We start from the raw sequence: 17845 nt of genomic DNA, 5'->3' as shown, positions 1-17845 counted from the left end.
GGGCCCGTGCGGAAGAAGGGGAGAGGCATGGGCGAGGACACCCGCAGCGACACCTACGGCGAACTGGCCGCCGTCGGCCCGTACGGCGTACGGCCCGGACACGCCCTGATCACCATGGTCGAGCCGCACCCGGGCCACGAGTACGCCTACAACCGCTGGTACGAGGACGACCACTACTACGCGGGCGCCATGGCGATGCCCTGGATGTTCGCCGGGCGGCGCTGGGTGGCCACCCGGGAGCTGCGGCTCCTGCGCTACCCCGAGGAGTCCGCCGTCGCCGCGCCCGTCACCGCCGGGTGCTACCTGTCGACGTACTGGATCACCGAGGGCCGCTACGACGAGCACATGAAGTGGACCGTCGCCATCAACCGGCGCCTGAACCGCGACGCCCGCGTCCACCACGCCCGCACCCACGTCTTCACCGCCTTCCACGACCACGAGGCGACCGTCTACCGCGACGGCGCCGCGGGCCCCCGCGACATCCACGCGCTCGACCACCCCTACCAGGGCCTGGTCCTGGAGGTCATCGACGCCCCGGGGCCGCGGGAGCGGGCGGACCTCGTCGCGTGGCTGCGCGCCCGGCACCTGCCGAAGGCCCTCGCCGGGGGCCCGGCCGCGCAGGTCCTGCTGTTCCGGCCGACGCCGCTGCCGGGCGACCGGATGGCGTACGTGAAGCAGGTCGAGGGCGTCGACACGCGACTGACGCTGCTGTGGTTCCTGGAGTGCGACCCGCGGGAGTGCTGGGCGGAGCGGTTCGCCGCGCGCGGGGCGTCCGTGGCCGGATCGGGCCTCGGGACGGTGGAGCTGATGGCGCCCTTCCTGCCGACCGTCCCGGGCACCGACCGCTACGTCGACCAGCTCCGCTGAGCCGGACCGCGACGGCGTACGCCGGTCCGGCGCGCCCCGCGCCCCGGGCCTCGCGCCCCGGGCCCCGCGCCCCGGGGCAACAACCGAGCCCCCTCGGCCGGGACGGCGGACCAGTCGAGAGGGCTCATGCGGATGGTGCTATGCGATTGTGCCTGCTGTTGTGTCTGCGGTTGTCTCTGCTGTTGTGCCTGCGGTTGTGGCGTCGACCGCGGCGCCGGGTCTCCCTGTCGGCACGACGACCGGTCGAACGGGGAACTGGCACGTATCACCCGAGGTCGTGAGCCCCTTCGCGCACCTCGGTGACGAAGGCGTTCCACGAGTCGGCGGGGAACGCGATCACGGGGCCGTCGGTGACCTTGGAGTCCCGTACGGAGATCGCGTGCAGGACGGGGGACTTGACCTCGACGCACGCGCCGTTGCCCGTCGAGTAGGAGGACTTGGTCCACGTGTGCGAGGCGCCTTGCTGGATTGCCATGTTTGCTCCGTTGTGCGTAGTTGATGCGGTGTATCGCTGATGTGGTGCGTTTGTTGCCGTACTGCGTTTGTTGCTGTGGTGCGTTTGTTGCTGTGGTGCGGTGTTGCTGAATTGCCGTGACCGACCGCCGATGCGCGGTCAACGCCGACGTTTCAGCCGTTGTCGACGCCGCCGACGCTCTTGCTGTTGGCGTGAAAGACGCTACTCGCCAACTTCGAGGGGCGGATGGCTTGTTCACTCAACCGGATGGCATATACCAGGAGGGCCTTCCGCGCCGACGCGGCAAAGGTGTACTGTGCGGCGCCTTCCCGATCGGGTGGGCGTTATGCACGGCTATGCGCAGACCGTGTTCACCAGGGATCTTCTGGGGGCTCCTGGGGCTCCGCCCCAGTTCCGACACGACGCCGCGGGGCGTGCCCGGCACGCGCGTCGCGTACCGGGCGCGCCCCGCGGTGGTGAAATCCGCGCGCCGCCGTGATCCTTTCAGCGCGCGTAGTCCTTGGCGATGTCCGCGATCAACTGACGCGACTGATCCACATTCAGCGCCTGTGCCCGCAAATGCTCGTACATGACGCTGTACTGCTGGACGTCATTCGCTTTTTCCAGATACAGATCGCTGGTGACGCCCTCGATGTAGACCACGCTGGAGTCCGACGCGTCCGGGAACTCCAGAATCGCGTACTGCCCGTTCAGACCCGGATGCGCGCCCATCTCGAACGGGATCACCTGCACCGTCACGTGCGGAAGCTGCGACTGCTCGACGAGGTGCTCCAGTTGCTCGCGCATCAGGGCGCGCGTCCCGACCACCCGGCGCAGCGCCGACTCGTCGAGCACCGACCACAGGCGCAGCGGGTTCTCCGGCGCGGCGATCCGCTCCTGGCGGCGCATCCGCACCTGCACCCGTTTCTCGATGTCCGTCGGCGGAGTCTCCGGGAGCGCCCCGGTGATCAGCGCCTCCGCGTACGAACGGGTCTGGAGCAGGCCGGGGACGACCTGCGGGTCGTACACGCGCAGCGACGCGGCGTCGGTCTCCAGGCCGATGTACACGCTGTACGGGATGTCGCCGAAGGAGTGCCACCAGCCCTGCTGGCGGGAGTCCTTGGCCATCTGCATCAGCGAGTCGACGATGCGGTGGTCCTCCACCTCGTACACGCCGCACAGGTCGCGCACGTCACGCTGGCTGATGGAGCGGCGGCCGTTCTCCAGGCGGCTGATCTTCGACTGGGACACGAGCAGTCGCTCCGCCACCTCCTCCGCCGTCATGCCCTTGAGTTCACGCAGCCGACGCAGCTCCTGACCGAGCCTGCGTCGCCTGACGGTGGGATTGACGTTGGACGCCACGGGACGTGCACCTCCGGCACTTGCCTCAACTTTGCGTGTCTGCTGCCTTGCAGAGTGCCACCAAGGGGCAACTCACCGCTGGGAAACAGCAGAACAGCGGGCGTGTGGGGGTGCCGACGCCCCCGGGGCGCCGAGGTGTGTTCCTCAATCGGCGTGCTGCGTGCGGTGGTACGCGGCCGCGCGGGGCCGGTGCCCCGGCGTCGTCCGTCCACGGACGTTCGGGGCGGTGACCCCGCGCGGCCCAGCGGCTCCCGGACCGGGTCTGGGGACTGCGGTGCGGGTGCGCCACCCGGTGCGGGTGACGCGGCGCGGTGCGCTCCGCGCGTCGGCCGGTGCGTGCCGGGCGACGGGCGCTGGGTGGTGCGGTTCTTGCGGGTTGTACGGGTGGTGCTGGTGGTGCGGATCGTGCGGTGCTACGGGCTTGCTGGTGTTGCTGGTGTCGCTCGTGGTGCGTGGGTCGTGCTGGCCGTACGAGTACGAGGTGCCGTACGAGTACCAGGAGTACGGGGCGTACGGGTCGTACGGGTCGTACGCGGCTCCCGGGTCAGTGGGCCACGGCGCGGGCCATGGCTCCCGCACCCCGGCGCGGCTGCATCGGAACCCTGCCGGGGTCCGCCGCCCGTGCCGTTCGCGCGGGCTGCCGCCCGCCCTGGCCCGCTGCCGCGGGACCGCGGCGCGGCTGGGCCGCCACGCCGTTCTGGACGTCCATCACGGCGTGCGCCACGAGGCCGCCCATCGGGTCGTGCCTGATCAGGTCCCGCAGCCGGGAGCGGGACGAGCGTCCCTCGTTGCCCGGATACAGGTGCTTGCCGAGGCCGACCGCGTGAGCGAGGGCGGCGAGCGCGGCGGTCCGGGGTCCGGCGGTACGCCGGTGCGGATCGCCGAATCGAGCCGGGACCTGATTTCCCGGCTGATCGCCGTGTCCGTCGCCTGATAGCGAGTCGTCGGCAGCACCCCGCACATCTGGCCCGCCACGGCATGCACCATGCCGCACCGCTCCAGGTGTGAGAGGTAGGTCTGGCGCAGCCCCAGGCGGGGCCCGCCGATCCAGTGGACGGCCCGCACCGGGCTGCCGCGCCTGCGCAGCAGTTCCAGCGCGGAGTCCAGAGTCGGATCTCCGGTCGGCCGTGGCATCACCACGGCGATACGATCCCCGTCAGGGGCTATCCGTCCGGCCAGTGCCAGCTCTACTAGCTGCGCCCCGGCCAGACCCAGGTCGAGCGACTGCGGCTGCGCTGTGGTACCCGTGGCCGGGTCCAAAGCGAGCAGCAGAAGCTCCTCCGGAATTGTTCTGCGGCTCCTGCCCATCCATGCCTCCCCGCGTGGATGAATGACAGGGTGACCCCTCTCACATTGGTCTGTCGAGAGTGCGTGGGCGGTACGTACGGGAACCAGTAGGTATGTCGTTCTCGTCTACCACGGGGGTTAAGCCCTCACACAGGACACTGGTACATGGTTCGGACACGGGGTCCGGGCGGTGGTTTGGCGCGGCGCGTACCTCAGGTACGGCGAGTACGGCGAGAACGAGGAGGCATCGGTGGCGGGCGAGTTCCCCGACAGGTCGAAGACGGTTTCTGGCGGGGGCGCCTCGGACGACGGTGCCGCCGCCTCGCCCCCGGCCGGGGGCGAGGCGAACGGGAACGCACGGCTTCGGGACGCCGTGGCGGCTTGGGTGGCGACGGCGGATACCTCGGATGCGGATGCCGCTGGGGCGGAGGGGGAGCGGGAAGGTTCCTCCTCGGCTGAGGGCGACGCGGGCAGCGCGGGTGGTGCCGGGGGCACCGGAGATGCGGGGTCTGCGGGGGTTGCTGGGGGTTCGGGGTCCACAGGGGGTTCGGGGTCCGGTGAGGGCTCGGGATCTGCTGAGGGCGCGGGGTCCGCTGAGGAAGCGGGGGCCGCTGGAGGTACGGAGTCCGGGAAGGCCGGGGATTCCCTGAAGGCTGGGGAGTCGGCTGAGGGCGCGGGGGCTGCGAAGCCCTCGGAATCCGTGGAATCCGCTGGTGATGCGGAGTCCGCGGAGTTCGTGAAGCCCGGCAAGGGCGCGGGGGCCTCGAAGCCCGCGGAGTCCGCTGGGGATCGGGAGACCGCGAAGGCCGCCGACTCCGCCCAGGACGCGCGGGACGCGAAGTCGGAGGAGTCCGCGGCATCCGCGAAGCGCGCGGCATCCGCGAAGCCCTCGAAGCCCGAAGCGTCCGCCGAGCCGGAGGAGTCCGCGAAGCCCGAGGCGTCCGCGCAGTCCGCTGACGCTGCCGGAGACCCGTCGCCCGCCGGGGAGTCCGCCGCGTCCTCCGGGAGCCCGGAGGACGCACCCGCCGCAAAGGGTTCGGAGCGCGCCGACGAGCCCGCCGACACCGCCAGGCCCGCACCGCGCCCGCGCGGCGCCAAGCCCTCCTGGGCCGTGGACGACGAGGCGCCCGAGAAGTCCCCGGCGGCCGCCGACGATGACGTTCCCACTGGTGGCGGCGGTGCCGAGTCCGCCGTCGACATGGCGACCGCGGTCTTCGAGGCCGCCCGCGGCGAGGCCAGGGACGAGCCCGACGCCCCCACGTCGGACAAGGCGACCGCCGTGTTCGGCACGGTACGCCGGGACGCCGACGCCCCCAAGGACGACAAGGACGACAAGCCCGCCGACCCCCGCGTCGACCGGGCCACCGCCGTGTTCAGAACCACCGGCCCGAAGGCGGCCGACAAGCCCGCCGTCGACCAGGCCACCGCCGTCTTCAAGGCCGTACGCCCGGACGACGAGGCCAAGCCCGACGCGGACGCCAAGCGCGGCAAGAACGACAGGAACGACAGGAACGACGAGAACGACAAGGCGGACGAGGGCGACCCCAAGTCCCCCGCCGGGCCCGCCGCAGGCGACCGTCCCGTCGACCAGGCCACCGCCGTCTTCAAGGCCCCCCGCCCCGCACCCGTCGACCAGCCGACCACCATGCTCAAGCTCGGCGGCGACCGCGAAGGCGACGGCGACCGCGCCAAGGACGCCAAGGACGCCAAGGACGCCAAGAGCGAGTCGGACGCCGAGCGGACCAGCAAGTTCGTCGCCCTGAAGCCGCTCGACGAGCCCCGCGTCAAGCCCAAGACCGACCCCAAGTCCGACCCGAAGGCCGGGCCCAAGGCGGCCCCCGGGGCCGACCCGAAGGCCGCCCCCCAGCAGGCCAAGCCCGGCGCCAAGCCCTCCCCCGCGCAGGCGCCCGCGCCAGACGCCGTGCCGGAGCGGACCACCCAGCAGCCCCTGCCGCCCAAGCCCCCGCTCGACCTGCTCGCCGAGCTGACCAACACCCCGCCGCCGCCGGAGACCCCGACGCGCACCCTCGTGCGCCGGATCAAGATCTGGACGCCGCTCGTCGCACTGCTCGCCATTGTGTTCGCAGTCGCACAGATGGTGCGTCCGCTTCCCGAGCCGAAGCTGACGCTGACGGCTGAGGACACGTTCTCGTTCGGCGGTGGCAAGCCGTCGATTCCCTGGCCGGAGGACGGCCAGGCGGCGATGGACGTCGACGGCATCGGCACCTTCGGCACCTCGGGCAACCAGAAGCCCGTACCGATCGCGAGCATCGCGAAGGTGATGACGACCTATCTCATCCTGCGCGACCACCCGATCAAGAAGGGCACCGACGGCAAGACGCTCACCGTCGACGCCGAGGCCCAGCGCCACTACGAGAAGGGCAAGCCGGAGAACGAGTCCGTGGTCAAGGTGACCAAGGGGCAGAAGATCTCCCAGTACGAGGCCCTCCAGGCCGTCATGCTGCCGTCCGCCAACAATGTCGCGCGGATGCTCGCCCGCTGGGACAGCGGCGGCGACGAGAAGAAGTTCGTGGCCAAGATGAACGAGACGGCCAAGGAACTCGGGATGAAGAACACGCACTACACGGACCCCAGCGGCCTCGACAAGACGACCGTGTCGACCGCCGAGGACCTGGTGAAGCTCGGCCGGGTGGCGATGGAGAACCCGACGTTCAAGGAGATCGCCCGCCAGCCCAAGTACGAGGACCTCAACGGCGACGAGCAGAAGAACTACTTCGGCCTCGTCCCGACCGTCGCCATCGGCATCAAGACCGGCACCACCACGGCCGCGGGCGGCAACATCCTGTTCGCCGCGGAGAAGCGGACCGGCGGCAAGACCCAGGTGATCATCGGCGCGGCCCTGGCCCAGTTCGGCAAGCCGGGCGTGGCCAACATCGACCAGGTCACCAAGGTCGTCCGGGACCTGATCAGCGCGGGTCAGGACGCGCTCACGGCGAAGACCGTGGTGAGGAAGGGCACGGTCGTCGGCCACGTCGACGACGGCCTCGGCGGGAAGACGCCGGTCGTCACCACCAAGGACGTCAGGGCCGTCGGCTGGTCGGGCCTGACCGCGAAGCTGGAGCTGGGCGACGGCGGCAGGAAGGTCCCGCACACCGCGAAGGCGGGCGAGCGGGTCGGCGTCCTGTCCGTCGGCGACGGCACCAACCGCGCCATCAAGGTCCCCGTGGCCGTACAGAAGGACCTGGCGGAGCCGGGCTTCGGCGCGAAGCTGACCCGGGTCGGCTAGCACCGGCGGGCGGCGGCACGCGGAAGCCGACGACGACGAAGGGGCGGGGCGAGCCGGAAGGCTCACCCCGCCCCTTCGTCCGTACGGCGGCGTCAGTCCTTGCCGCCGTCGGCGGCGCACCGCGGCTGCGGCCCCGACGGGCCCGCGTAGTTCGACCCGATCTTCACGTCACCGGCCTTCGTCGCGGTCAGGCGGGTGAAGTCGCCGTCCTTGTAGAGGCAGGCGCCCTCCGCCCACAGCCACGGCGAGTAGGCGACGCGCACGATGACGGAGCCCGGCTTGGACATGCGCACCGTCATGTGGGCGCCGTCGGCGGTGACCACCTCGCCGGGCTTGTCGACGAGCGGCACCGGGTCCTTGACGCGGTAGATCCGCCAGTTGTCGTCGTGCCAGACCTGCTTGAGGTAGCTGGGCCCGCTGGTGACCAGGTTGTGCTCGCGCTCGGCGGCGCCGTCGGGGACGCTGTCGCCCTTGTAGAGGACGACGAACCCGACCGCCCACTGGTTCAGCCAGGCGCGGTAGGAGGCGGAGGAGAAGGCGCCCTCCTTCACCTCGGAGACCGGGCGGCCCTCGTAGAAGAGGCGGCCGCGCTCCACGTCGGCCTGCCGGTTCCAGCCGCGGGCCATGTTGATGTACGGCGACAGGACGGCGGCCTCGCGGTGGTCGCGGGCGGGGACGACCTCGACGCGGGTGCGGTCGGCGCCCAGGCGCTTCAGCTCCTTGACGACGCCGTCGGTCTCCACGGCCCAGGTCGGCACCTTCGTGTACGCGACCACGTCGCTGGTGGTCTTGATCGACACCCAGATCAAGGAGAGCGCGACGGCGCTGATCAGCAGGGTGCGCTGCCAGACGTGGGCGGCCTTGCCGTTGGGCTTCAGCCGGGGCGCGGCGGAGAAGTCTCGGTTCAGGAGGGCGGCCAGCAGGATCGCGGGCGCCGCCATCTCCGCGAGCCGCTCGACGTTCGTACCGATCGGCGTCGGGATGATCCAGGTGAGGACCACGCCCACCGCGTACACGGCGGCGGCCAGCTTCAGCAGCTTCCAGGAGCGGGGCGCCGCGAGGATCACGACCAGGCAGAGCAGCACCGGCGGGAAGATCCGCACGAAGGCCATCGGCTGCTCGCCCTCGAAGGGGAACAGCCAGGTCGTCAGACCGACCACGGCGAACGGCGGCACCACCAGGGCGGCGGCCTTGCCCCACTGGCGGCACAGCAGGTAGGCGCCGCCCGCCACGACGACGAACAGGCCCGCGACCGGGCTGCCCATCGTCGCGAGCAGCGCCAGGGCCACGACGGCCGCGAGCCGCCCCCGGCCGATCCTGCCGGAGGCGGCGAGCAGCGCGCCGACGCCGAAGGCCACGCCCAGCATGAAGGTGGCCCGGCCGCACACGACCTGGCACCACAGCGAGAAGCCGACGACGATCGAGGGCCACAGGGGTTTGCGTATGCCGCTGCGCATGATCAGCGCCACGGCCATCCAGGTGGAGGCGAGGCCGGAGGCGAGCGCCACGGTCCGCACGCCCGCCGCCGCCATCAGGTACGGGGAGATCACGCTGTAGTTCGCGGTGTGCACGCCGCCGTACCAGAAGAGGCCGTACGCCGAGTCCGGGTACCGTCGGACGAAGCCCGCCCAGGCCTCCTGCGCGGCCAGGTCGCCGCCGCCCGTGGCGAACACGATCCACCACAGCGCGTACAGCGGCAGCAGACCGGCGGTGATCATGAGGGGCATGCGGTGGCGCCAGTACCAGGGCTCGCGCATGCCGCCGTCCCGGCCACGGGACAGAGTCAGGGGAGACAGTTGGGCAGAGGCCACGGGCTGCGATCCGTTCGGCTGGCTGGGTCAACTCCTAGGGAGTAGACGCTAACCAAAGCGGATTGGTTGGCATACGGCGGCCCCATGGCCACCGTTGGCTTGTTTCCACAGGCCAGTATGGGGCGGGGGCGGCGGGAGCGCAGTACGGGCAGGTCAGAGCGGGGGTGGGGGTGGCGCAGGGCCACCCTTCACCGTTTGCTTCCGCGCATTTCGTCCCGGTTCCGCGCACCGAATGAGACATGCGTCACCGTGCGGGCGGCCGGGCCGCCCCGCACGGGGGCACCGGGTCGGCGTACTCAGCGCACGGGGAACGCCACGTCGCAGACCTCGTCCTCGGGGCCGGAGGCGTCCCAGTCGGCGAAGTACACCTCCCGGCAGGGCCCGGCGAGGGTCAGGCCCTCGCGGGCGATCCACTCCTCCACGGCGTCGAACGCGGTGATGATCTGCGGATACACCACCTGCGCCTTCACGATGCGGGCGTACGCGAGCCGGTAGGCGGGCTCCACCCGGGCCGTCAGGTCCCAGCGCCGCCCCTGCTCGGCGACCCAGGCGCGGGCCGCCGCGAGGTCGGCGACCGGCACGCAGGCCTCGGCGGGCCCGTCGCTGTCCTCGGTGACCTCGGAGTGGTAGATCACGAACGGCGACCCGGTGAGGCCGCCGCACAGCTGCCGGGCGGCCTCCTCCAGGCGGCCGAAGGCGGCGCCGATCCACAGCGGCAGGTCGTCGCTGAGCAGGTGCCGCTTCTCGCTGACGACGGCCGTCTCGGGCACGTCGACGATCCTGATCTCGAACTTCCCCTGGGGTGCGGACAACGGGGTCCTCCTGTGGGACAGACGGTCACGGAGGTAGTCCACGAGGGTCCGCTGGGCGGCGAGCCGCTCCTCGACGCCCGCCCAGTAGCCGTCGAGCGCCTCGGCCGCCGCCGCGCCGTCGAGGCCGACCACGGCCGCGATCTCGGCGAGCGGCATGTCCAGGCGGCGCAGCAGCGCGACCAGGCGGGCCCGCTCGACCTGCTCGGGCCGGTAGTAGCGGTAACCGGTCACCTCGTCGACGTGGGCGGGCGGCAGCAGGCCCTGGCGGTCGTAGAGCCGCAGCGCCTTCGCGGAGAGCCGGGTGCGGCGGGCGAAGGCGCCGATGCTCAGCAGCCGGTCCCGGCCGCCCGGCGGCGCGTCCAGTGGTTCCACGGGGTCATCCTCCGTCGCCGGAGGCGGGTGCCCGCGGCTCCTCGACCTTCGGCCCTGCCCCCGGGGCAAGGTCAACGCCGCGCAGCGCGCCGAGCCAGATCCGCTCGGTCAGGGCGTTGCCGTACCGGGAGCCGGGGCCGCCGACGCCGGACAGCGGCTGGAGCAGCGGGTCGCCCTCGCGCGTCCGGAAGAGGGTCACGGCCGTCGACACCTGCGGCGTGTACCCGACGAACCAGGCGGAGCGGAAGCGGTCCTGGTCGGTGGTGCGGCCCGCGGCGACGGGCTGCCCGTCCAGGCCGCGGGCCGGGCCGATGCTGGCGGTGGCCGCGTCCCGCAGCACCCGGGAGACCGTTCCGGCCGCCCGCTGGTCCAGGGCCCGCCGGGTCCGCGGCGGCTCCAGGCCCTCGACCTCCTCGCCGTCCTTGGTCACCGCCGTCACCGAGTACGGGTCGTGCTGGAGGCCGCCGCGCGCGAACGTGCCGTAGGCGCTGGCGAGCCGGACGGCGCTGGGCGTGGACGTGCCGAGGGGGAACATGTCGTCGCCGCGGGCCAGGCTGGAGCGCAGCATTCCGGCGTCCTCGGCGACCTCCCGCACCCGCCGGGCGCCGAGGTCGTCGCCGAGCGCGGTGTACGTGGCGTTGCCGCCCTTGACCAGGGCCTCGCCGGGGGTCATGCCGCCGGGGCCCTTCCGTTTCGGGTTCAGGCCGTCCTGGAGGGCGGCGGCCAGCACGAACGGCTTGAACGCCGAGCCCGCGGGGACCCCGGAGGTGTCGGCGTTGTTGCTGAAGTGCCGGGTGGCGTCCGGCCCGCCGTACAGCGCGAGCACCGCGCCGTCCCGGGTGCGCACGGACGCGGCGCCGACCTCGACGCCCCGGTCCTCCTTGCGCGTCTTCGGGTCCAGGTCGCGGCGCAGCACGTCCCGCACGGACCGGGCGAGCGTCAGGACGCGCTTCTTGTCGAAGGTGGTGTGAATGGCGTAGCCGCCGCGGGCGAGGTCCTTGTCGGTGAGTCCGGTGCGCTGGCGCACGTACTTGTTGGCGACGTCGACGAGGTAGCCGGTCTGGCCCCCGCTGCCGCTGAGGCTGGTGGAGCGGGACTGCTTGTACGGCTCGGGGAACGTGCGGTACTTGGCGCGCTCGCGCCCGCTCATCAGGCCGACGGTCACCTGCCGGTCCAGGATCCACGCCCAGCGGGCCTTGGCGCGGCGGTGGTTGGCGGCGCTGAGGGACGGGTCGTACTGCTCGGCGCCCTTCAGGACGGCGGCGAGCAGGGCGCCCTGACTGGGGTTCAGGTGCCGTGCCGGGATGCCGTAGTAGGCGTGGGCGGCGGCCTCGATCCCGTACGCGCCCCGCCCGAACCAGCTGCTGTTCAGGTACCCCTGGAGGATCTCGTCCTTCGACTTGCTGCGGTCCACCTTCAGGGAGAGGACGAACTCCCTGACCTTGCGCGTGTACGTCTGGTCCTGCGACAGGTACGTGTTCTTCACGTACTGCTGCGTGATGGTCGAGCCGCCCTGGGTCTCCTGCCCGCGGGCCATGTTCACCACGGCCCGGACCAGGCCCTTCGGGGACACCCCCGAGTCGCTGTAGAAGCTGGCGTTCTCCGCGGCGATGACCGCGTCGCGCACCGGCTTCGGTACGTCGTCCAGGTCGACGCTCTGCCGGTTGATCTCGCCGGTGCTGACCATCTGGGTGCCGTCGGACCAGTAGTAGACGTTGGCCTCCTGGCTCGCCGCGGCGTTCTCGTCGGGGATGTCGACGCTGGCGTACACCCAGGCGAACAGCGCGGCGATCGCCCCCGCGGTCAGCAGGAACACGCTCAGGCACTGGCGCCAGGAGGGCAGCCAGCGGCGCACCCCCCGCCTGCCGCGCCGCGGGTAGTCGATGAGCCGTCGGCGGCGCCTGGACTTCGCGCTGGGCTTCTCCCTGGCCTCCTTGGCCGCGGCGGTCTGTGCATGTGTCCCCATGACGGGGGAGAGGTGAAAGACCTGCGGAAAGGTTGTGCTGGAGGGTGTCAGCGCTTCGTAACAACCCTACGGCGCGCCCCAGTTCGCCCCTTTTGAGGCGGGCGGAGGGGAATGAGCCCGTCCGGTGCGTGAGGACGAGCCGGACGGCGGCGATCAACGGGGGCCCAGGGGGGGGACGGAGCCCCGCGCTGAGGGGAGCCCCGGCAGGGAACAGCCAATGGTGCTACCGTCAATGGCACCATGTTGCTGAGGCTGGACACCACCAACCGCGCCCCCCTGCACGAGCAGATCGCCGGGGCCCTCCGCCGCGCCATCGCCGAAGGCGACCACGCCCCCGGCGACCGCCTCCCGTCGGCCCGGGACCTCTCCCAGGCCCTGGGCGTCAACGCCAACACCACGCTGCGCGCGCTGAGAACGCTCAGGGACGAGGGCCTCCTGGAGTTCCGCCGCGGCCGCGGCGTCACCGTGGCGGAGGGCGCCCGCCAGCGCTCCGCCCTCGTGGACCGCGTCCACGACCTCGTGGCCGAGGCGGCCCGCCTGGGCTACGGCAGAGCGGACCTGATCGCCCTCATCAACACGACCGCGTAGCACGCCCGCGCTGCGAGCCCTACGAGCACCACCAGCACCGCGAGCGCTACAAGCACCACGACCACCACGACCACCAGGGGGAAACGCCGTGAACACCGCCGCGACGAGGCCCGACAGCCGCTGGGACCCCACCGGCCCCGGAACGGTGGCGGTCCTGGGCGCCGCCGCCCTGGCCCTCCTGCTGGCCCTCCCCCTCGCGGCGGCCCACCGCCTCCCCGCGAAGCTGGCCACCCACTGGAGCCTCAGCTCCCCGGTGCCGGACGACTCGATGCCGTTGTGGGCCGCCACGGCCCTTCCCGCGGCGCTCTGGACGGCCGCGGTCGCCGTCGTCCTGCTCGCGGGCCGCCGCGCCCGCCCCTGGAGCCCGGCGCTGCTGCTGCCGCTGGGCGTCAGCCTGTGCGGCGCGCAGGCCGCGATCGTCCGGGCCAACCTGGACCACGCCGACTGGCGCGACGCGCGCTCCACCACCCCCTGGCTGATCGGCGTGGTCGTGGCCGCCCTCGCGGCGGCGGCCGTCGGCGCCCGCCTCGGCCGCCGGGCGGCCCCCGGAGCGGCCCAGGCCCCCACGGACCTGCCCCGCCTGCCGATCGTCCCCGGCGAGCGCTACGTCTGGCTGTCCCGCACCGCCAACCCCTGGCTCCAGGCCCTCGCGGCCCTCGCCGCCACGGCCACGGCCGCCGCCCTCGTCGCCACCACCGCCGGGCTCGTCGACCCCCTGTGGCCCCTGATCGCCCCGCTGGCCCTGGTCGCCCTCGCCGGTGCGGTGTCCGCGTCCGTCCAGGCCACCGTCACCGACCGGGGCCTGGAGGTCGCCTTCGGCCCCCTGGGCTGGCCCGTGCGCCGCTGGCCACTCGCCGCCATCGAGTCCGCGCACGCCGAACACCGCACCCCCGCCCAGGTCGGCGGCTGGGGCTACCGCCTCAACGGCCTCGGCACCACCGTCATGCTGCGCGCGGGCGACTGCCTGGTCATCCGCTCCAAGGGCCGCGCCTTCGCGGTCTCCGTGGACGACGCGGAGCGCGGCGCCGCGCTCCTCAACACGCTCCGGGACTGACGACTGTCCGAACGGGGACGCTTACTGAACGCTCACGTCCGTTACGGGCGGACACCCTTGACAGCGTGCGTGCTGCTTCGCGACGTTTGACCCTCGCCGAAGGATTCGCGCCCCGGCCGCAGGCGGCCCCGGCGCGGGCGCCCACTCGGCGGGGAGCGGCGAACGGCCCGGGCCCGGCCCGGGAACGGTGGACGCGCGCACCGCGCGTCAGGGGGAATGGGGAGCGATCGCCCATGCGGTCCACGAGCACGCCCACGGCACCACCGTCACGACCGTCACGATCGGTACGACCGGCGACGCCACCGTCACGGCCGACGGCAACACCGTCACGGCCGACGACACCACCGGCACGACCGGCGCGACCGGCGCACCCGTACGCCCGTGCGGGCACACCCGAAGGAGCTTCCGCGGAAGGGCGGTTGAGCTGAGGTGGAGGTATCGATCCACAGACCCGCGGAGCTGGACGAGGCGCTGCGCCGGGCCTGGCACCAGGCGATGGACGAGTCACCCGACTACGCCAACCCGTTCCTGGCCCCGCAGTTCGCGGCCGGGATCGGCAGGCACCGCGACGGGGCGCACGTCGCGGTCCTGCACTCCGAGGAGGACGGCGAGCCCGTCGGCTTCCTCCCCTACGAGCGGGCCTCGTTCGGCGTGGGCCGGGCCATAGGGCTCGGGCTCTCCGACTGCCAGGCCCTCGTGCACCGCCCCGGCGTCACCTGGGACACGCGGCGCCTGCTGCGCGCCTGCTCCCTGGCGACCTTCGAGTTCGACCACCTCGTGGAGGAGCAGAAGCCCTTCGCGCGGTACGTCACCGGGACGTTCGCCTCGCCGGTGATAGACGTGAAGGTCGGCGAGGGCGACTACGCGGACTGGCTGCGCGGCGCCTACCCGGGCCTCGCCAGGACGACGCTGAAGAAGGAGCGGCGGATCGTCCGCGACCTGGGCGAGCTGCGGTTCGTCTTCGACGAGCGCGACCCGGCGGCGCTGCGCACCCTGATGCGCTGGAAGTCCGCCCAGTACCGCAGGACGGGCCGGATGGACCGCTTCTCGCGGCCGTGGATCGTGGACCTCGTGGACCACCTGGCGCGGGTCCGCGACGAGCACTTCACGGGGGTCCTGTCGGTGCTGTACGCCGGTGACCGCCCCATCGCCGCGCACTTCGGGCCGCGTTCGCGCACCGTGCTCGCCGCGTGGTTCACGGCGTACGACCCGGGCCTGCGCTACTACTCGCCCGGCCTGGTCATGCACCTGCGCATGACCGAGGCCGCGGGCCGCGAGGGCATCCGCCTGATCGACATGGGGCGCGGCGACAAGGAGTACAAGGACTGGCTCAAGACCCGCGAACTGCGCGTCGCCGAGGGCTTCGCGACCCGCCCGCACCCGGTGGCGGCGGCCCACCGCATGTGGCGCCGACCGGTCCGGGGCCTGCGGAACACGGTCCTGGCCCACCCGCGCCTGCGGGAACCGGCCGACCGGCTCCTGAAGACGGTCGGCTCCCTGCGCACGTCGGGGCGCACCGGACGGGACTGACGGCCCGCCCGCACGTCCCCCGCACGTCCCCCGCACGCCCCCGAGACCTGACCCCCGGGCTGTTCCTCACGGAAGAGGTGGACATGCCGTACGGCTCGTATGGAACGTACGGATCGCGGCTCGCCGCGGCGATGACGCGGCGGCTCGGCCGCGAGTGCGTCTACACCCCCTCGGCCCGCCTCGCCCTGTACCTGGCGCTGCGGCGCTGGTGCAGGCCGGGCGGGCGGGTGCTGATGTCGCCGGTGAACGACGACGTGATCCTGTTCGTGGTGCTCGCGGCCGGGCTGCGCCCGGTGCAGGCACCGGTGTCGGTGTGGGACGGCAACATCGACCCGGCGGCGGTGCCGGAGCCGACCTGGCGCGACCTGGACGCCGTACTGACCACGAACCTCTACGGCGTGCCCGACCGCGTACGCGAACTCCGCGACCGCTGCGCCCAGTTGGGCATCCCCCTGTTCGAGGACGCGGCGCACGCCATCGGCACGCACGTCGACGGGCAGCCGATCGGCACGTTCGGCAAGGCGGCGGCCTTCAGCCTGTCCAAGCACGTGGCGGGCATGGCGGGCGGCTTCCTCGCGGTCGAGGACGCGCGCACCCGCCGCGAACTGGAGCTGCTGCGCGACGACCTGCTGCTGCCGGGCCGCCTCCGCGACGACCTGGCGGTCACCCTGCGACCCCTGGCCCGCTCGGGCGTGCGCACGCTGAACCTCGTGCGGCCCGTGTGGCGGACGATGCAGCGCCTCGGTCTGCTGGAGCGGGACGCCTACCGGATGCCGCTGCGCGCGCACCGGCTCGCCGCCGCGGCGCGCGAGGCGCCCGGCCTGCCCGCGTACGACCCGTGGGTCCGCGTCGACCTGCACGGCTACCGGGAGCGCCACGGGCCCCTGGTGCGCGGTCAGTTGGGGGTGCGCCTGGCCCGCCTGGACGCGGACCTCACCCGCCGCCGGGCCGGGGTCTCCCTGCTCTCCCGCACCCCGTGGGCGTCCCCCGAACTGCGCGCCAGCACCGCCCACGACGGCCCGGTCGCCCTCTTCCGCGTGCCCCTGCTGGTCCAGGACCGCGACACCCTGGTGGACCGCCTGGTCCGGCACGGCGTCGTCGCCGGATACGTCTACGACCCGCCCCTGGACGACTACGCGGGCGCCGAGTTCGTCGACCCCTCCCCCGACCCGGCGGCGGCCCGCTGGTTCGCCGCCCACGCGCTCCCCGCGGACCCCCTCATCGCGCCCAAGCTCGCCACGGCCCTGCGGAGGGAGCACACCAAACCGGCCCACCCCCCGGTCGGCACGCCGCCCCGCGTGTCAGGACACCCCTGAACCTGCTGTACGATCTAGTCACAACTCCGGTGCGGAGCACGGGAGTGGACACGCGTCTGTGGTCCAAGGAAAGACGCCCATCATCCGATGGGAAATGCAGGTGCAAGGCCTGCCGGGCGCTCCAAGCGGTGAAGGCCCCCTCGCGAGCGAGGGGGCCTTCGCCTTTCCCGCACGGCTCCCGCACGGGCCGCCCGCGGGATCACCTGTCATCCGCGGCCTCGTCCACCACCGGCGGCCAGTTGCTCAGCAGGCTGGTCACGCGGAGCGTGGCGTCGGCGACGCGGGCATCCAGGAAGTCGGCGCGCTGCCGGACCGCCGTGTCCAGCTCCAGGACCGCGGCGGCGAGAACCTCTAACTGCCGTAACTGGGTCTGGAGATGGGCGTGGGCGTGCTCGCCGTGGGCGGCGGCGGTCACCAGCGCCCGCCACTGAAGGGTCTCCATGAGCAGCCTCAGATTCCACGCGCGGTCGTAATCACTGGCCTTGACGGCCCGGGAGCGCTGGATCGCCTCGCACCCGCGCAGCACCCGTACCGCCAGGTCGCCCTCCGGGCCTTCCAGGTCCCGCCGGGTCACATAGCTGCGGTGCATGCGCCGCAACACCTCCCTGTGGGAGGTGAGGCCCCGCAGCACCACCTTCCCCCGGCTGGGCACGTGTTCGGTCCACAGCGGCGCCGCCGCGAAGGGGCTGCCGCTGCCGCGCTTCGCCCGGTGCAAATGCCCCCGCTGGCCGTAGGACAGATCCGGATCGATCATCACGGGGTCCTCGTCCGGTATCTGCTCAAGGCCCGGCAGATACAGCTCCACCAGCTCCCCGAGCGCCGTCCCCACATCCCTGGGGCCCGCCGGGTCCGTGCCGCCGCCCCCGTCCAGCCGCGCCAGCACCCCGCCCACCAGCCGCTGCGCCACCGCCGACAGCTCCCGCCCCCGCGCGGCGTCCGGATGCCCGGCGGCCACCGCGAACAGCTCCGCGGCCACCCGCCGCAGCCCCCGCGCCAACTCCCCGACCCGCTCCTCGACGTCCCGCTCACTCATGCGCGCCCCCTTGGAAGAGGTACGGGCCCACCCAACCCGCACCCCACCGGGACCGGTCCCAGATGGGACAGCGCTCACCTCACAGCCAGGCAGCCACGGGCGGGCGGGTGGGAAAGGAAACCCCACACACCCGCAGGCGCCGACGG

Annotated in this window: 13 protein-coding genes and 1 pseudogene; 6 read left to right on the top strand and 8 right to left on the bottom strand. The window is 72.7% G+C overall.

What is annotated here, in order from left to right; genetic code table 11:
• Positions 1–27: 27 nt before the first annotated feature.
• On the top strand, positions 28–867 hold the full coding sequence (locus ACOBQU_RS22180; protein WP_423629059.1) for a hypothetical protein: 840 nt from the start codon (positions 28–30) through the stop codon (positions 865–867).
• Between the two features lie 265 nt (positions 868–1132).
• Here ACOBQU_RS22180 and ACOBQU_RS22175 read toward each other — a convergent pair whose 3' ends face one another.
• From ACOBQU_RS22175 to ACOBQU_RS22160, 4 genes and pseudogenes are all read right to left on the bottom strand, one after another.
• Positions 1133–1342, bottom strand: coding sequence for a DUF397 domain-containing protein (locus ACOBQU_RS22175; RefSeq protein ID WP_423629058.1), 210 nt, complete (start codon positions 1340–1342; stop codon positions 1133–1135).
• 483 nt (positions 1343–1825) lie between these two features.
• A complete protein-coding gene (locus ACOBQU_RS22170) occupies positions 1826–2683 on the bottom strand; it encodes a helix-turn-helix domain-containing protein (protein ID WP_423629057.1) in 858 nt (285 codons plus the stop codon).
• 144 nt (positions 2684–2827) lie between these two features.
• Positions 2828–3262: a hypothetical protein gene (locus tag ACOBQU_RS22165; protein ID WP_423629056.1), complete on the bottom strand. Its 435-nt coding sequence runs from the start codon at positions 3260–3262 to the stop codon at positions 2828–2830.
• Between the two features lie 184 nt (positions 3263–3446).
• Positions 3447–3991, bottom strand: a pseudogene (locus ACOBQU_RS22160) (GOLPH3/VPS74 family protein); the annotation flags it as partial.
• 679 nt (positions 3992–4670) lie between these two features.
• Between ACOBQU_RS22160 and ACOBQU_RS22155 the strand changes: the two are divergent.
• The gene (locus ACOBQU_RS22155) at positions 4671–7217 is read left to right on the top strand and encodes a D-alanyl-D-alanine carboxypeptidase (protein ID WP_423629055.1); all 2547 of its coding nucleotides are present in this window, start codon (positions 4671–4673) and stop codon (positions 7215–7217) included.
• 92 nt (positions 7218–7309) lie between these two features.
• Here the strand turns inward: ACOBQU_RS22155 and ACOBQU_RS22150 are convergent, their stop codons facing one another.
• The 3 genes from ACOBQU_RS22150 to ACOBQU_RS22140 all read right to left on the bottom strand — a co-directional run bounded on the left by ACOBQU_RS22150 (position 7310) and on the right by ACOBQU_RS22140 (position 12178).
• The gene (locus ACOBQU_RS22150; RefSeq protein ID WP_423629054.1) at positions 7310–8974 is read right to left on the bottom strand and encodes a hypothetical protein; all 1665 of its coding nucleotides are present in this window, start codon (positions 8972–8974) and stop codon (positions 7310–7312) included.
• A gap of 350 nt (positions 8975–9324) precedes the next feature.
• Positions 9325–10212: a MerR family transcriptional regulator gene (locus tag ACOBQU_RS22145; RefSeq protein ID WP_423629053.1), complete on the bottom strand. Its 888-nt coding sequence runs from the start codon at positions 10210–10212 to the stop codon at positions 9325–9327.
• Positions 10213–10216: 4 nt separating this feature from the next.
• Positions 10217–12178 (bottom strand): transglycosylase domain-containing protein, encoded by a 1962-nt coding sequence (locus ACOBQU_RS22140; protein WP_423629052.1) that lies wholly within the window; start codon positions 12176–12178, stop codon positions 10217–10219.
• Between the two features lie 240 nt (positions 12179–12418).
• Between ACOBQU_RS22140 and ACOBQU_RS22135 the strand changes: the two genes are divergently transcribed.
• The 4 genes from ACOBQU_RS22135 to ACOBQU_RS22120 all read left to right on the top strand — a co-directional run bounded on the left by ACOBQU_RS22135 (position 12419) and on the right by ACOBQU_RS22120 (position 16666).
• Positions 12419–12766, top strand: coding sequence for a GntR family transcriptional regulator (locus ACOBQU_RS22135; protein ID WP_423629051.1), 348 nt, complete (start codon positions 12419–12421; stop codon positions 12764–12766).
• Positions 12767–12854: 88 nt separating this feature from the next.
• Positions 12855–13820, top strand: coding sequence for a DUF1648 domain-containing protein (locus ACOBQU_RS22130; RefSeq protein WP_423629050.1), 966 nt, complete (start codon positions 12855–12857; stop codon positions 13818–13820).
• A 429-nt stretch (positions 13821–14249) separates the two neighbouring features.
• Positions 14250–15350, top strand: a complete 1101-nt coding sequence (locus ACOBQU_RS22125; protein WP_423629049.1) for a GNAT family N-acetyltransferase — start codon at positions 14250–14252, stop codon at positions 15348–15350.
• An 83-nt stretch (positions 15351–15433) separates the two neighbouring features.
• Positions 15434–16666 (top strand): DegT/DnrJ/EryC1/StrS family aminotransferase, encoded by a 1233-nt coding sequence (locus ACOBQU_RS22120; RefSeq protein ID WP_423629048.1) that lies wholly within the window; start codon positions 15434–15436, stop codon positions 16664–16666.
• A gap of 199 nt (positions 16667–16865) precedes the next feature.
• Here ACOBQU_RS22120 and ACOBQU_RS22115 read toward each other — a convergent pair whose 3' ends face one another.
• Entirely contained in the window at positions 16866–17699 is an 834-nt protein-coding gene (locus ACOBQU_RS22115; RefSeq protein WP_423629047.1) for a hypothetical protein, read from the bottom strand.
• Between the last annotated feature and the right edge of the window lie 146 nt (positions 17700–17845).

It is taken from the genome of Streptomyces sp. G45 (assembly GCF_049542095.1).
In the GTDB taxonomy this organism is placed as follows: Bacteria; Actinomycetota; Actinomycetes; order Streptomycetales; family Streptomycetaceae; genus Streptomyces.
Note: the sequence above shows the minus strand (reverse complement) of the source record. Positions and strands in the feature narration are given on the sequence as shown.